Source organism: Enterococcus sp. AZ067 (genome assembly GCF_051715005.1).
Taxonomy (GTDB): Bacteria; Bacillota; Bacilli; order Lactobacillales; family Enterococcaceae; genus Enterococcus_D; species Enterococcus_D casseliflavus.
Map to the genome: position 1 here is coordinate 773,231 of NZ_JBIOSY010000001.1, position 15,242 is coordinate 788,472.

General features: G+C 41.7%; 14 protein-coding genes. 11 read left to right on the forward strand and 3 right to left on the reverse strand.

What is annotated here, in order from left to right; translation table 11 throughout:
• Nucleotides 1-34 precede the first annotated feature (34 nt).
• The 3 genes from nrdF to nrdH all read right to left on the reverse strand — a co-directional run bounded on the left by nrdF (nucleotide 35) and on the right by nrdH (nucleotide 3,579).
• Entirely contained in the window at nucleotides 35-1,000 is a 966-nt protein-coding gene (gene nrdF / locus IGI82_RS03605) for a class 1b ribonucleoside-diphosphate reductase subunit beta (RefSeq protein WP_005225180.1), read from the reverse strand.
• 97 nt (nucleotides 1,001-1,097) lie between these two features.
• Complete coding sequence (gene nrdE, locus IGI82_RS03610; protein ID WP_005225181.1) at nucleotides 1,098-3,257, reverse strand: class 1b ribonucleoside-diphosphate reductase subunit alpha; 2,160 nt, start codon at nucleotides 3,255-3,257, stop codon at nucleotides 1,098-1,100.
• Between the two features lie 97 nt (nucleotides 3,258-3,354).
• The gene (gene nrdH, locus IGI82_RS03615) at nucleotides 3,355-3,579 is read right to left on the reverse strand and encodes a glutaredoxin-like protein NrdH (RefSeq protein ID WP_005225182.1); all 225 of its coding nucleotides are present in this window, start codon (nucleotides 3,577-3,579) and stop codon (nucleotides 3,355-3,357) included.
• Between the two features lie 357 nt (nucleotides 3,580-3,936).
• On the opposite strand from nrdH, the gene IGI82_RS03620 reads away from it, so the two are divergent.
• The 11 genes from IGI82_RS03620 (at nucleotide 3,937) to IGI82_RS03670 (ending at nucleotide 15,239) form a co-directional block, all read left to right on the forward strand.
• Nucleotides 3,937-4,404, forward strand: a complete 468-nt coding sequence (locus IGI82_RS03620) for a FeoA family protein (protein WP_060793026.1) — start codon at nucleotides 3,937-3,939, stop codon at nucleotides 4,402-4,404.
• On the forward strand, nucleotides 4,404-6,542 hold the full coding sequence (feoB, locus tag IGI82_RS03625; RefSeq protein ID WP_438753159.1) for a ferrous iron transport protein B: 2,139 nt from the start codon (nucleotides 4,404-4,406) through the stop codon (nucleotides 6,540-6,542). Before IGI82_RS03620 ends, feoB begins: the two co-directional genes overlap by 1 nt.
• Nucleotides 6,539-6,670, forward strand: a complete 132-nt coding sequence (locus IGI82_RS03630; protein WP_438841768.1) for a FeoB-associated Cys-rich membrane protein — start codon at nucleotides 6,539-6,541, stop codon at nucleotides 6,668-6,670. Before feoB ends, IGI82_RS03630 begins: the two co-directional genes overlap by 4 nt.
• Nucleotides 6,671-7,101: 431 nt before the next feature.
• Nucleotides 7,102-7,548 carry a PTS sugar transporter subunit IIA gene (locus IGI82_RS03635; protein WP_016610455.1) on the forward strand — a complete coding sequence of 149 codons (447 nt, stop codon included), beginning with the start codon at nucleotides 7,102-7,104 and terminating at the stop codon, nucleotides 7,546-7,548.
• 1 nt (nucleotide 7,549) lies between these two features.
• A complete protein-coding gene (locus IGI82_RS03640; protein WP_016610456.1) occupies nucleotides 7,550-7,915 on the forward strand; it encodes a PTS sugar transporter subunit IIB in 366 nt (121 codons plus the stop codon).
• Between the two features lie 25 nt (nucleotides 7,916-7,940).
• Nucleotides 7,941-9,227 carry a PTS ascorbate transporter subunit IIC gene (locus tag IGI82_RS03645; RefSeq protein WP_016610457.1) on the forward strand — a complete coding sequence of 429 codons (1,287 nt, stop codon included), beginning with the start codon at nucleotides 7,941-7,943 and terminating at the stop codon, nucleotides 9,225-9,227.
• Between the two features lie 24 nt (nucleotides 9,228-9,251).
• Nucleotides 9,252-9,917 (forward strand): SIS domain-containing protein, encoded by a 666-nt coding sequence (locus IGI82_RS03650; protein ID WP_438841769.1) that lies wholly within the window; start codon nucleotides 9,252-9,254, stop codon nucleotides 9,915-9,917.
• Nucleotides 9,914-10,819 carry a 4-hydroxy-tetrahydrodipicolinate synthase gene (gene dapA, locus IGI82_RS03655; RefSeq protein WP_438841770.1) on the forward strand — a complete coding sequence of 302 codons (906 nt, stop codon included), beginning with the start codon at nucleotides 9,914-9,916 and terminating at the stop codon, nucleotides 10,817-10,819. Before IGI82_RS03650 ends, dapA begins: the two co-directional genes overlap by 4 nt.
• 23 nt (nucleotides 10,820-10,842) lie before the next feature.
• Complete coding sequence (locus IGI82_RS03660; RefSeq protein WP_438841771.1) at nucleotides 10,843-12,945, forward strand: BglG family transcription antiterminator; 2,103 nt, start codon at nucleotides 10,843-10,845, stop codon at nucleotides 12,943-12,945.
• A 435-nt stretch (nucleotides 12,946-13,380) separates the two neighbouring features.
• Nucleotides 13,381-14,646 (forward strand): CapA family protein, encoded by a 1,266-nt coding sequence (locus IGI82_RS03665; protein ID WP_438841772.1) that lies wholly within the window; start codon nucleotides 13,381-13,383, stop codon nucleotides 14,644-14,646.
• Between the two features lie 182 nt (nucleotides 14,647-14,828).
• Entirely contained in the window at nucleotides 14,829-15,239 is a 411-nt protein-coding gene (locus tag IGI82_RS03670; protein ID WP_438841773.1) for a hypothetical protein, read from the forward strand.
• Nucleotides 15,240-15,242 lie beyond the last annotated feature (3 nt).

Sequence of the window (15,242 nt, forward strand, 5' to 3'; positions counted from 1 at the left end):
TTGGCGAGAAACAAGGTGTTTATTTGTCAGCAGATCAATCAAGTCCGATGAAGTAGTCATCGTCTTTCATCGCTTCTACGGAACCAAGCAGATACCCGTTCCCAACTTGTGAGAAGAAGTCGTGGTTGCTGGTACCAGTTGAAATACCGTTCATGACGATTGGATTGACATCGTTGGCGGTATCTGGGAAAAGCGGGTCTTGTCCTAGATTCATCAAAGCCTTATTGGCATTGTAACGCAAGAAGGTTTTGACTTCTTCGGTCCAGCCGATCTCATCGTATAATTCTTCGGTATAACGCTCTTCATTTTCATACAACTCATACAACAAGTCGTACATCCAGTCTTTCAGCTTTTGCTGTTCGTCTTCTGGTAATTCGTTGAAACCTAATTGGAATTTGTAGCCGATATACGTGCCGTGAACGGATTCGTCACGAATGATCAATTTGATGATCTCCGCTACGTTCGCTAGTTTGTTATTGCCTAAGTAGTAAAGGGGTGTATAGAAACCTGAATAGAATAAGAAGGTCTCTAGAAATACACTGGCGATTTTTTTCTCTAGCGGTGTGCCATTTTTGTAGATCTCATTGATTCGTTCGGCTTTCTTTTGCAAATATGGATTGGTGTTGGTCCATTCAAAAATATCAGCGATCTCCGCTTTTGTATTCAGGGTGCTGAAAATCGATGAATAGCTTTTTGCATGGACAGATTCCATAAATTGGATGTTGTTCAAGACCGCTTCTTCGTGTGGGGTGCGGACATCTTTACGCAGTTGATCCATACCGCTTTCTGATTGAACGGTATCTAATAAAGTCAAGCCGCCAAAGACGTAGCCCACCGTTGTTTTTTCTAATGGAGATAGCGTCCGCCAGTCATCAAGGTCATTTGATAAAGGGATCCGCGTATCTAACCAGAATTGTTCTGTTAATTTTTCCCAAGTGGATTTATCGATGATATCTTCGATCTCATTCCAGTTGATTGCTTCATAGTAAGTCTTACCCATAGTCGGTTCCTCCAATAATCGTATCAAGACAACAGCCGACCCGCTGTCAAGAAAGAGCAGGGGCAGGCGGTTGGTTCGTTTTCAGGCAAAAGTTGGATTAGATGACGCAGCTTTCACATTGGTTGCTGCCGATCTCTTCTGCATCATCTGTAAAGGTCCGTACATAGTAGATCGATTTGATGCCTTTGTGGAAAGCGTAGTGACGCAAAATGTTCAAATCACGCGTGGTTTGTTTTGTCGTTTCTTTCCATTCGTAAAGACCTTCTGGAATATCTGAACGCATAAACAAGGTCATACTCATACCTTGATCGACGTGTTTTTGAGCAGTTGCGTAAACATCGATCACTTTGCGCATATCCATATCGTAGGCTGATTTGTAGTAGCCGATCGTCTCATTGCTCAAGTAAGGTGCTGGATAGTAGATCTTGCCGATTTTCTTTTCTTGGCGTTCTTCGATCATCCGAGTGATTGGGTGGATGCTGGCACTCGTATCATTGATATAAGAGATCGAACCATTTGGTGCAACGGCTAGGCGGTTTTGGTGATACAAGCCGGTTTCTTTGACGGTTTGTGCCAAGGCTGCCCAGTCTTCACCAGTTGGTAAAAAGACGCCTTCGAACAATGCTTTGACTTTTTCCGATTTTGGTTGGTAGTCACCTTGGATATAATCGGTGAAGTAGCTGCCGTCTGCATACGCTGATTTTTCAAAGTTATGGAAAACTTCGCCTTTTTCTTTGGCGATGGCATTGCTTTCAACCAATGTCCAATAGTTCAACAACATGAAATAAAGATCAGTAAATTCAAGGGATTCTGGTGAACCATATTCCATTTGATTTTTTGCAAAATAGGTATGCAAGCCCATTGCGCCTAAACCGATCGTGTGGTTCAAGGCATTCCCATTTTGGATCGATGGTACTACGTCAATGTCAGACGCATCAGTAACAAAGGTCAAGGCACGAGTCATTGCTCGAACAGATTTCCCAAAGTCAGGGCTGTCCATCAAGTTCACGATATTGGTGGAACCTAAGTTACAGCTGATATCTGTTCCTAAAACTTCGTATTCTTGTTTGCCGTTGATCTCAGATGGTGCTTGGACTTGAAGGATCTCGGAACAAAGATTACTCATGATGATCTTGCCATCAATTGGGTTGCTGCGGTTTGCTGTATCGATATTGATGATATAAGGATAACCAGATTCTTGCTGCAATTTAGAAATTTCGTTTTCTAGATCACGGGCTCTGATTTTGGTTTTGCGAATCCGTGGGTTCATGACTAAGTTGTCGTATTCCTTGGTGATATCGACATAAGAGAAGGGCACGCCATATTCTTTTTCGACACTGTAGGGACTAAAGAGATACATCTCTTCATTTTTGCGCGTCAATTCGTAGAATTTGTCAGGTACGATCACGCCTAATGATAAGGTTTTGACACGGATTTTTTCATCCGCATTTTCTTTTTTCGCTGATAAAAAGCTGATGATGTCTGGGTGGAATACGTTCAAGTAGACCACGCCAGCCCCTTGCCGTTGACCCAATTGGTTTGAGTAGCTGAAGCTATCTTCAAACAATTTCATTACAGGCATCACACCACTTGCTGCCCCTTCGTAGCCTTTGATAGGCGCGCCGGCTTCCCGCAAGTTTGATAACGTGATCCCGACACCGCCACCGATTCGTGAAAGTTGCAGCGCGGAGTTGATCCCACGACCGATCGCGTTCATGTCATCAGTGATTTGGATCAAGAAACAAGAAACCAACTCACCGCGACGTTTGCGTCCTGCATTCAAGAAAGAAGGGGTTGCTGGTTGGTAACGTTGGTAGATCATTTCATCTGCCAAGCTCATTGCTAACTCTTCATTGCCATCCGCAAAGTAAAGGGCGTTGAAAGCCACCCGATCTTCGTAACGTTCTAGATACGCGGTACCATCATTCGTTTTTAATGCGTATTGTGAATAAAACTTGTAAGCAGCCATAAATGATTTGAAAGTAAAGTGTTGCTCATCTAAGAATTGATACAATTGCTCAATAAAGGCAGGGCGATACTTTTTGATAAATTCCTCTTCTAAATAATCATTTTCAATCAAATAATTGATTTTGTCCATTGCAGTCGCAAAGGTTAAGGTATTTGGTTCAACGTTTTCTTTAAAGAATGCCGCTAAGGCTTCTTTGTCTTTATTTAATGGAATTTGACCATCTACTGGACGGTTGATCTCATTATTCAATTTGAAATAACTGACATCTTTGATTTCTTTCAAGCTCATAAATGGCTAACCTCTTTTCTTGTTTTGTTCGTATAAAAAAGGACTTGCGGTCTGGACGACTGACAAATCCCTCAAAAGCATCACATTGAGAAAAATCTTAGCTCGCTAATTGACGTAGTTGATCTGGACGGAAACCGATGATCGTTTGCGCATCAGAGGTAATGACTGGCACACTTTGGAATCCTTGTTCTTTCAAAAATTCTAATGCTTCAGGCTCATTATCAATATTGATTTCTTCAAATGCAATCTGATTTTCACTTAAAAAGCGTTTCGCCATTTTACATTGCATGCAGTTGTTTTTCGAAAATAGTTTGATATTCATAATTGTTTCCTCCGAGTTGTAATAGTTATAAACCTAGTATAAATAAGTCTCGGAGAAAGTCAACGAAAAAACACTATATCTTGTGCTTGTGAATTCGGCATACACAATTTATAGTGTTTCTGTGTTTTTTATGCAAGGAAAAAAAGCGGAAAATACTTAGAATTACAAGGTTTTTGCGTAATTAATACAGGGGATATGCAATCAAAATGAGTAAAAAAAATCCGTATTGTGAAGGAAGATTCAAAGTGAGACCCAAAACAGATTGACTTCTTATGGAAATGGCTCTATTATAATGATAATCATTCTCAATTAAAGTAGGTTAATTATAACAACACTTCACAAAAGGAGTAAGAAGCAATGAAAATGGCGCAAACTCGGGCTTCTGGAACATACAAAATCGACTCGTTGGCAACCACCAAAGAAATCACGGCTCATTTAAATGATCTTGGTATTCGCACGGGCGTTGAAATCGTTGTGGTACAAAAAGATCGCAAAGGCGGCATCATTTTACACCAAGGGACGCGGATCGCTTTAGATGAACGGGTCATGGAACAAATCGATGTCACAGAAACCCAGCAGCAAACCATCATTACCTCTTTGGATCAGCTGCAAGTCGGTGAAAGCGGGAAGGTCAATCAGATCGCCGCCAAAGGTGCGGTGCGCCGTCGATTGATGGATATGGGGCTTACGAAAAACGTCCATTTGGAAGTGGTGAAGCTGGCTCCTTTGGGTGATCCGATGGAGATTCGGCTCCGCGGCTATGAGTTGTCTTTGAGAAAGCAAGAAGCAGCGTTGGTTTTTGTCGAAAAAGGAGTCGAAGCGTAATGACCTATCACTTTGCATTAGCAGGAAATCCCAATAGCGGGAAAACGAGTACCTTTAACCAATTGACCGGTGCCAAACAAACAGTGGGGAATTGGCCAGGCGTTACCGTGGAACGAAAAGCGGGGCGACTGCGAAAAGACAGACAAGTATTGATCCAAGATCTACCAGGGATCTATTCCTTGTCGCCGTACACACCAGAAGAACTGATTTCTCGCAATTATTTGATGGAAGCATCATTGGACGCGGTGATCAATATTATCGATGGAACCAACCTGGAGCGCAACCTGTATCTAACATTGCAATTATTAGAAATGAATGTCCCGACTGTGGCAGCCATCAACATGATCGACCTATTAAAGAAAAAAGGCTTGCAGATCAATTTCGAAAAGCTGGCTTACGGTCTAGGGGTTCCCGTAGTAGGGATCAGTGCTTTGAAGCAACGCGGCTTAACCAAAATGATCGAGGCAGCGAAGCATGTAGCCAATACACAACCGCTTCCTCCCCGCTACGATGCTCGTCTAGAAGCTGGCTTGACCGAGATCATGGCGATTTTGCCAGAGACGATTCCTCAGCAGCAAAAACGCTGGTTTGCCATAAAACTCTTTGAAAAAGATGAAGCGATTCAAACAATGTGTAAACTAACTGATTCCCAGCAAGCAGTCCTTCAGGAGACGATTTCGATTTTAGAGCTGATCTTTAAAGACAGCAGTGACGCCATTCTCGTCAATGAGCGCTATGGCTTCATTGAAGAATTGTTGGCGCTGGCAGTCATCAAGGAAACAGATCAGCACTTAGCCTTCAGCGACAAAATCGATCGTGTGTTGACCCATCGCGTATTGGCACTACCGATTTTTGCCTTCATTATGTGGGGAATCTACTATTTATCGATTCAGACGATTGGTACGATTGGTACTGATTGGGTCAATGATGTATTATTTGGCAGCTGGATTCCCGAAACAGCAGCGCACTGGCTAGAACAGCTGCAAGTCGCCCAGTGGCTGCAAGAACTGATTTTAGATGGCATCGTGGCAGGGGTCGGTGCGGTCTTAGGCTTTTTGCCGCAGATCTTCGTGCTGTTTTTTTGTTTGGCTATCTTGGAGGACTGCGGATACATGGCACGGGTGGCATTTGTCATGGACCGCCTGTTTCGCAAGTTTGGTCTATCTGGCAAGTCGTTTATCCCCATGTTGATCGCTACCGGTTGCGGGGTGCCGGGGGTGATGGCAAGCCGAACGATTGAAAATGAAAAGGATCGTCGGTTGACGGTGATGGTCACGACCTTCATGCCTTGTTCTGCCAAATTGCCGATCATCGCATTGATTTCAGGAGCCTTTTTCCCTCAGTATAGTTGGGTCGCCCCATCGGCCTATTTTGTCGGCATGGGTGCTGTGATTTTTTCAGGGATCGTCTTGAAAAAAACGCCTTTATTTGCAGGTGATCTGGCACCATTCATTATGGAACTGCCAGCGTATCACTTGCCGCAGCTCACAACGATTTTGAAAAGTGCCTGTGATCGAGCCATTGCTTTTGTGAAAAAAGCCGGGACGATAATTTTTGTGGCTTGTATCTTTGTCTGGTTTACCTCCAGCTACAGCTTTGCCTTGCAGCGGGTCACAGAAGACCAAAGCATTTTGGCCTTTTTCGGACGATTTTTGGCGCCGCTTTTTGCTCCCCTAGGCTGGGGAACCTGGCGAGGCGCCGTGGCGACGATCACTGGCTTGGTCGCCAAAGAAAATGTGATCGGCACCTTTGGGATCCTTTACGGACAAACCGGGGAGTTGTCAGAAAGCGGGACGGAGATTTGGCAAGTGTTGCGCGGCGATTACACTGCTGTGGCGGCATACTCTTTTCTCGTCTTTAATTTACTATGTGCCCCTTGTTTTGCTGCTATCGGTGCGATCCACCGTGAAATGGGGGACAGCAAGTGGACATGGTTAGCCATCGGCTATCAATGTGGCTTGGCGTACTGCGCTAGTTTGTTGGTCTACCAATTCGGGCACGTCATCTTTGAAGGCGGACACCTCACGCTGGGTGTTTTCGCGGCAATCCTCATTGCTGGGCTATTGGTATTTGCTCTGTTGAAGAAACCATTCCGCGGGAGTGCACCCTTGATCCAAGTCGTAGGAGGCGAAAAATGATTGCTACAATAATTCTAAGCGGCCTGATTTTTGGCTATGGCACCCGTGTAGTGTACCGCATGGTGATAAAGGATCATTGTTCTGATTGTCATAGCAGTTGTCCCGTGAAGCATGAGGAAGCAAAGTAGAAAATAGCAGTTGTAAGTAAAAATTTGTGTGAAAATACCTACGGGTAGAAATACAATTGAAACGGTAGATCTTAGCCATGAATAGATTGTTTGCTTTAAGAAGTTCTTAGTTTATTTAAGAGCTTCTTTTTTTATTGTGGGTGCAAGCAAAAGATCTGTCCATTTTTGGTTCACTTTTTCCTTGAGAGAATAAGTTTTGTGAACTGCTCAAGAAGGTTATCGAGAAAAATTGGAGGCTAATAAAAAAAATAGCCAGTATACCTAGTCTTTTTGAAAAGAGCAGTTCACTTAATCTGGAAGCGCGTACAAATATGTGGTCTCAAATCGTCTATTCAGGCCAGAACTTTTCACTTATAGTGTGTGTATAGGAATGATCTCGAGAAATTCTTTACTAAAACCTAAAGAAATTTTTTTAGAAAGGAAATCGTCGTTTGCAAACTACATTATTAACAAAAGAAAACATTTTACTTCAACAAGACAGTACCAGTTGGCAAGAAGCAATCAAAAAAGCAGCCCAGCCGTTATTGAAGAATGGCAGCGTTACAAAACAGTATGTCGAAGCGATGGTTCAATCTGTCTTAGATGCCGGGCCGTATATCGTGCTTATGCCTGGGTTTGCTTTGGCCCATGCCCGATCAGAAGATGGGGTTTGTCGTTTAGGACTAAGTGCGATGACATTAAATACCCCCATCTCATTTGGTTCGCCCAATGATCCAGTGAAAGTCATTTTCTGTTTGGCAGCGATAGACCCGACCAGTCATTTGGAACTGATGGGTGAGTTAGCAGAAGTTTTAGCAAGGGACAATATCATTGATCGTTTAGCAAATGTGCAGACACCAGAAGCATTTATAAAACTATTAGAAGAAACGAGGAGTTAAGATGGGATTCTTTCAAAAAAAGAAAAATGATGCATCGATCCAAGCAGATGCAAAACCTAAGACAAGTAATGGCAAGAAATATTTGATAGCGGTTGCATGCCGTGCTGGGATGGGGAGTTCAACGCTGCTTCACATAAAAGTAAAATCAGTGATTGAAGAAAACGGCTATCCCATTGAAACGATTCATGGAAACCTAGACGTCCTCATTGGTTTTACGGGCGATGCCTTTATGAGTATGGCAGATATCGCAGCGGAACCTGATTTTCAAAACAAACCTTATGAAGTCATAGGCATTCAAAATATTATGAGTAAAGAAGAGATCCAAGGAAAACTAGAAACATTTCTTGAAACGATGCAAACAAAATAAATTGATGGAGCGAGGAATAAATTGAATGGCAATTTTAGTAATGAACCAATTCAGAAATACTGCTGTGTTGCTAATGATTTTGGCTTTGATTGGGTTACTTGCACAAAGAAAGCCTGCGAAGGAGACCCTGAGCGGTGTCCTCAAAGTGGGCATTGGGTTTATGATTTTTAATATTGGTGGTGGTCATGTAGGAACGATTGCTGCAAATTTTGCCACGTTGTTTCAGACCGCATTTGGTGTTCAAGGGACGGTTCTGGCAGTAGAGCCTGCTACAGCGTTAGCCATGGATGTATATGGTTTTGAAATATCAATGATTATGGGCTTAGGGTTCATATTCGGATTAGTTATTGCGAAATTGACGCCTTTAAAATCAATTTTCTTAACCGGTCAGCATTATCTTTTCTTTGCTGCTGTCATTGGGTTGATTTTTATTTCGAACGGTATGCCCACTTGGGTAACAGTTATCTTTGGTTCTTTGGTGCTAGGTTTTGCAGGAGCAGGGCTGCCCAAATTGGCTCAGAAATATACAGATGAGCTGACAGGTAATGCAGGGGTTGCACTAGGTCACTTTAACTTGATTTTTTACTGGTTCTCAGGTGTCATCGGCAGTGTCATTGGAGGGAAAAATTGGCAAGCAAAGAAAGAGAAAGCAGCCAATCGCGAGCTTCCTGATTTCTTCTCCGTATTCCGAGATTTTGTCTTCTCTGTTGCATTTTTCATGATTATTCTTTTCTACATTGCAACGATCGCAGCAGTTTTAAGTGGTCATATGGATGTCGTTCAAGAAATGGCTGGCAACGACTTATGGTTCTTGTATCCGTTGATTCAAGGGTTGCAATTTGCTGCGGGGATGTCTGTACTGATTTATGGTGTGCGTCAATTTATTGCTGAATTAACGGCTGCCTTCGTGGCGATCTCTGAAAAATATATCCCGGGATCAATGCCGGCAGTAGATGTTCCTGTGTTTTTCCAATATGCGCCAACCATGGTTCCTGTCGGTTTTATTACCTCGTTTATAGGTGGCTTAACAGCGACGTTTGCCATGGCTGCTATGGGTTCTCCCGTTGTACTTTTGCCAGCAGCTGGGATTGCTTTTTTCTCGGGTGGAACAATGGGTGTCTTTGGTTCAATAAGAGGCGGGTTGAAAGGGGCGATCATCGCATCCTTCTTAGGCGGTATTTTGCTGACTGCATTGCCTTTGGTGCTTTTCCCAGCTTTTTCTGAATTAGGCATCACAGACGCTGGATTTCCTCAAATCGACTACAATATTATCGGAATTTTACTAGATAAAATCTTAAAACTATTTAGTTAAACAGTATGATTAGCAAGGAGAAAGGTGGATACAATTTCTCCTTGCTATAAGGAAGGAAAATCTGTATTGAATGAAAAAAACGTTTTGTTTGAATATAGTACGAATTTAAAAGCCCAAAGCGATGCTCAATTTTATCGGCTTGAAGAAGAAGAAGTCTATCAACAGATGGTGAAGGCCAAAGAACTTATTCTCCATGCAGAAAAAAATCATAAGCGTGTTCATGTAACAGGCGTGGGAAAATGTTCCTATGTAGCAGGCTATGCAGCTTCACTTTTCTCATCTGTCGGCACGCCAACCTATTTTTTAGACACAACCGAAACTGTGCACGGATCGGCAGGACAAGTCGTGGCTGGCGATGTAGTGATTGCGATAAGTAATAGTGGGAACACCAAAGAATTAGAATATGCACTTGCTGCCTTAAAAGCCAATGGCGCTGTAATTTTAGCGGTAACAGGAAATAAAGATTCTTCCCTAGCTTCCTGTGCTGAAGTCACATTGTCTTCTTATGTTTCCCAAGAAGGGGACTCATTGAATAAACCGCCACGTTCCTCTGTGATCGCCCAAATGATCCAGCTGCAGGTTCTGTCGGTGTTGCTGCAAGAAGCAAAAGAAATCAATTTAGAAGATTACCTTAAATGGCATCCAGGGGGAAGCTTAGGAGCAACGACAAAAAAGGAGCTTACGCAATGAAAATCAGAGGAATTATACCAGCAATGGTCACACCATTAAATGAGAACGGCATCAATGAAGAGGGCACCAGAAAACTTGTAAGGCATTTGATTGCTGGTGGTGTCCACGGGTTGTTTATTTTAGGAACCAATGGCGAATTTCATACCTTAAGCAAAGAAGAGAAAATCCAGTTTGCAAAAATCGTTGTCGATGAAGTATCGGGCAGAGTACCAGTATTTGCAGGTGCCGGAGATATCGCAACGAATAAAGTGATTGAGTTAGTAAATGAGTTTGCAAAAATCGGCGTTGATGCTGCTTCCATCATTACGCCGTATCTTTTGAAATATACCGATGAGGAGTTGATCCATCACTACCGAATGATTGCTGAGCAAACGACACTACCAATCATTTTGTACAATATTCCGCCAAATACTAGAAATTTCATCAATCGTCATGTTTTCTCGGAATTACTCAAAATTGATTCGATCATTGGGATAAAAGATTCAAGCGGTGATCTAGAAAACTTCAAGGGCTATCTTGAATTAAATCATCGAGAGGATTTCTCTTTGCTGATGGGAAGCGACTCTAAGATTTTAGAAGCATTACAGTTAGGAGCAGATGGCTCTGTGGCTTCAACCGCAAATGTTGTGACGAAAACAGATGTGTCGATCTATGAACAATTTGTAGCTGGAAACATAGAACAAGCGCGGCAAGCACAAGCAAGTATTGATGATTTTAGAGAGGCCTGCAAACTCTCGACAATCCCGGCCGGTTTAAAGTATTGTCTGCGGACAATTGGGCAAGACGTGGGTTTACCGAAATTGCCTGTGCTGGATCTTACCAAAGAAGAAAAGCAGCAGGTAGATCAAGTGCTTCAAAAATATGTACAAGCGGAAGGATTTACATTGAAAGTAGAACAGTAGGCTGCAGAAATGGGGGAACATTGATGGTAAAAATTGACTATAGGACGAGAAAGATGATGATGGCTCTGATTGAAAAACCGACCATCAGTTACGATTATCTTCAGCGGAATTATTCTATGAACCGCACTCAAATAGAGTATACCATTGATAAAATCAACCAGTTTCTATCTGCCCAAAAACTACCACTTAGCGTGAATAAGGAAAGTGTGATCCGACTGCCTGAAAAAAGCAAGGAATATTTGTTGGAGTCATTTTTACGTGAGCGTATGTTTAAGTATTATGAGATGAGTTCAAAAGAACGAGGAAAATATATCTTTTTGACGCTCTTTTACTACGAGAAAGACTATCTGTCGGTCAACCATTTTTTAGATGCGTTAAAAATCGGCAAAACAACCTTTATGAGTGATCTGCGCAAATTACAAGTGGAATTGCAGGGGTACGATATTTCAATCAGTTACTCGAGAAAAGAGGGGTATCACTTAGCAGGTGATGAACTGATGATTCGTTACGCTTTATTTCGAATGATTTTGGAAGATGTGACTAGCAAGGACGATGATTTTATCTACCGTTACTTTATTCATAACGAACGAATACAATTGGCGGATGAGCAGGACACTTATCTTTCTCTTCTTTTAGAAAAACATGCGATAGAGTTAGTTGAAAATAGATTGATTGAATTGAACTATATCCTTATTTTTTTATACCCAAGAATGGGCTTGAATGAATTTGATCTAAAGCCCTTTTCTAATGATCATGAGTTAGTAAAAATGAAGGAGTACCGCTTTGCTGAAGAAGTTTTAGAAAACGCAGGGGTGATGAATTGTATAGAAAAGAACTATCTCTGTGGGTGGGTACTGGGAATGGCATTAGGGAATGAAAAGGAATGGCTTCAAGGAAATTTGGTCATCATTGACTTGGTAGAAAGAATTGTCGAGCGATTTGAATTGCTTTCAGGTATTCGTTTCAAGGATAAACACTCTGTCATCAAGCAATTATATAGTCATTTTCGACCGACCTATTTCCGAATGCTGTTTCGATTACCGATCATCAACCCTATGCAGGAGAAAATTTTTGAAAAATATAATGACCTTTATCAGATCGTAAAAGAAACCTTGAGACCAATCAGTGATAGCTTTGATTCAAAGCTTCCAGATGAAGAAGTAGCCTTTTTAACCATGCACTTTGCGCTTTTGATCAGAAATTCTGAAGAATATATGGTGCAACAAAAAGTGGGGGTCGTTGTCTGCCCAAATGGTATTGGAAGCTCAGCAATCATTTACAATGAATTAAAGGAAATCTTTCCCTCTTTTATCTTATTGGGACCGATTGAAACAAGCGAACTGCATTCATTTGATCAGTCATACGATATCATTTTTACGACAAAACCTAACTTTCAACTTTATCCGTTAAAAAAGCCGATTTTTGTAGTAAACCCGATCATGTCTTACGAGGAACGAACCCAGTTGTTTTTAGATGTCAAATTCGAAACCAGTACAAGCATCAAGCCTAATACTGTGACGATCGACGGCTTGATGCAGGTTATTCAACAATATTCAACAGTTACTAGTGAGTCAGCTCTGCGGCATCATTTAGAGAAATTTGTACAAGAGACCTGCTCGCCAACGGCATCTATCATGTCTCAAAAAGAGAAAAAGTCAAAAGAACCTGCAATGCTGTTGGATATGATGCGTCCAGAATTGATACAATTAAACAAAAAAGCCAGAACATGGGAAGAGGCCTTTTATCTCGCAGCCAATCCATTGATTGAAAGAAAGATCATCACTAGAAATTACATCGATTCGATCATTCAACAAACCAGATCAGAAGGCGCTTATATGGTGATATTCGATCAAGTTGCCTTACCGCATACGGTTCCTGAAGCAGGTGCAAAAAAACTTGGCATGGGATTGACAACGTTAGAATCTGAAGTATATGTCTTGGGAACGATTCCTGTAAAGTATATCTTTACCCTTTCTGCATTAGACAGCAAGCAGCATCTAAATGCGATGACTCAGTTTATTACCCTTATTGAATCCAAAGATTTTTTTCGAGAATTAGAAAAACATGAATGTCCGGAAACAGTTTATCAATGGTTTGCAGAGATTTTACGTACTGCTGTTGTATAAATTTTTTCGAAAATACTGTAAGTCTTGTAGGATAAAACAGATACTCTTTGGTCTTTATTGAGAGAAGCGTGCGAAGGGGAGTCATTTGCCTTCATCATTTGCTGCTGTTCATCCGAACGCAAGCGATGTTACTCAGGACTGTTAACAGCGGAAGAATTAACTAATGATACTATTTATGCCGTTTGAGGTTAGTCCAGTTCTACAAGAAAGATGCATTCGGAAATCAGCTACCATAGAGGTGGAGAAACAGTTCGATCACGATTGGGCTGTTTTTTTATTCTTTACAAAACGACCTATTAAAGGAATCTCAAATATAGTATAATTATTTAATAAAAAGATATTATTTAGTGAGGTTCGCAGGAAAGGGAGCAGGGAACCTCGTTAGAACGTAAACGAAGATAGGTTTTTGATAAAGCAGAGTGAAAGGGTGAGGGCATGAGACAACAACGAAGACGGGAGCGTCAGAAACACCAGCGGATCATTGTGGGGTTAAGTACAGCGTTGCTGGCAATCATACTTGGAGTGATTTATCTAGTGATTCAAGTGACAAGCATCCCCGAACAGCGTCATACAGCAGAAACGACAAAGGCAACAAAGCCAATGCAAGAAACGAGTAGTTCTACCGAAACAAAGCCAGCAGTAAAAACCGTCACAGTGACAGCTAGTGGCGATATGCTTTATCATACACCTGTTTATTTAAGCGCTTACGATGGGAAGCGTTATGATTTTGACAATGATTTTGAGCAAGTCAAACCGCTGATTGCATCGGCGGACCTTGCTTTAGGTGATTTTGAAGGAACCATCAATCCTAATAAACCGCTTGGCGGTTTTCCCTTATTCAACGCCCCTATCGATGCCGTTGCCAGTATCAAAGACGCGGGCTTTGATGTGATTGATCTTGCCCATAACCATATTTTAGATACAGGGATCGAAGGAATCAAAACAACGGCGGCTGCTTTTCACGACCAAGGCTTGGCAACGATTGGTGTCACGGTCGACAATAGCGGAATCCTGGTCAAAGAAGTCAACGGGATTAAAGTTGCTCTCTTGGCCTATGCCTATGGCTTCAATGGCCTTGAAGAAAGCTTAACTCAAGCAGAGTATGACACCTACTTGAAAGACTTGTCGTTAGATAAAGTGGAAGCAGAGATCAAAGAAGCGGAAAGCTTGGCGGATATCACCATCGTGATGCCTCAGTCTGGTGTTGAGTATTCTTTAGAACCAACGGAAGAACAACAAACTGTTTATCGGAAGATGATCGATTTTGGTGCTGATATTATCTTCGGCGGCCATCCGCATGTCGCAGAACCAACCGAAATCATCGAAAAGGACGGTGAAAAGAAATTTATCATTTATTCAATGGGAAACTTATTGTCGAATCAACGTTATGAAACCGTCAATAACAACTATTGGACCGAACGAGGCGTCATCCCAGAAGTTGAAATCTCCAAAGAAGGGCAGCGGACCTATTTAAGCAAGATTGCCATGCATCCGACTTGGGTCTCCAAAGAACCGATCCCTGATCGTACCTATTATGATCCAGAATACGGCGTCTTGCAGGCCTTTGATTTTCAAGTCTACCTTGCCGAAGATTATCTGCCAGATGGGCAATATGCCAAAAATGTCCCTGAAGAAAAGCGCCAGCGGATCGAAACCGCCTACCATGAAATGCTAGAGCTGTTGGATTTGAAGTGGGAGTAGTGAGGACAAGAAAGCAATCTGAATGCATATCGCCTTTTATATTCTTTTTTATAGAAAAAATTCATTATTTTTGGTTATATATGATAAAATAGAAGCGTTATTAGCGATTTCATTCTTATCAGAAGATATGCCAAATGTAAGTATGAACGCTATAAGCAGGTGACTGAATGGGAGGGAACGAGATGAAATTACATGAAATTAAAACGACATATGGGTTAAGTCAAAAAAATTTTTATGGCTGGTTAAAAGATGAAGAAATGATTGTCAAAGCTGATTATGGATATATAGTAGGATCGAAAGCCTTTGAATGGATGAAAACATTGGAACAAGTTCGTACAGGAGCAAATGGATCAATCTATACATCGACACAAGTAGATGTTGAAGACAGTAAAGTCGCTATATTGGTAGAAATGTATGAACAATCGGGCGTTACTGATCTTTATTCGCGCAAAAAAAATAAGCAGGCACAACAATCTGAAGAGTTACTGCAGGTAATGGCTGAATTAAAACGTGCAAATAACCGAATCAATGTATTAGAAAATCAAGTATTGATTTTAACCAAACAGCTGGAAATATTCATAAGTGCGACTTGACTC

Coding starts and splice junctions, on each gene's coding strand:
- nrdF (WP_005225180.1), bottom strand. CDS start 1,000: ATGGGTAAGACTTACTATGAAGCAATCAACTGGAATGAGATCGAAGAT.
- nrdE (WP_005225181.1), bottom strand. CDS start 3,257: ATGAGCTTGAAAGAAATCAAAGATGTCAGTTATTTCAAATTGAATAAT.
- nrdH (WP_005225182.1), bottom strand. CDS start 3,579: ATGAATATCAAACTATTTTCGAAAAACAACTGCATGCAATGTAAAATG.
- IGI82_RS03620 (WP_060793026.1), top strand. CDS start 3,937: ATGAAAATGGCGCAAACTCGGGCTTCTGGAACATACAAAATCGACTCG.
- feoB (WP_438753159.1), top strand. CDS start 4,404: ATGACCTATCACTTTGCATTAGCAGGAAATCCCAATAGCGGGAAAACG.
- IGI82_RS03630 (WP_438841768.1), top strand. CDS start 6,539: ATGATTGCTACAATAATTCTAAGCGGCCTGATTTTTGGCTATGGCACC.
- IGI82_RS03640 (WP_016610456.1), top strand. CDS start 7,550: ATGGGATTCTTTCAAAAAAAGAAAAATGATGCATCGATCCAAGCAGAT.
- IGI82_RS03645 (WP_016610457.1), top strand. CDS start 7,941: ATGGCAATTTTAGTAATGAACCAATTCAGAAATACTGCTGTGTTGCTA.
- dapA (WP_438841770.1), top strand. CDS start 9,914: ATGAAAATCAGAGGAATTATACCAGCAATGGTCACACCATTAAATGAG.
- IGI82_RS03660 (WP_438841771.1), top strand. CDS start 10,843: ATGGTAAAAATTGACTATAGGACGAGAAAGATGATGATGGCTCTGATT.
- IGI82_RS03665 (WP_438841772.1), top strand. CDS start 13,381: ATGAGACAACAACGAAGACGGGAGCGTCAGAAACACCAGCGGATCATT.
- IGI82_RS03670 (WP_438841773.1), top strand. CDS start 14,829: ATGAAATTACATGAAATTAAAACGACATATGGGTTAAGTCAAAAAAAT.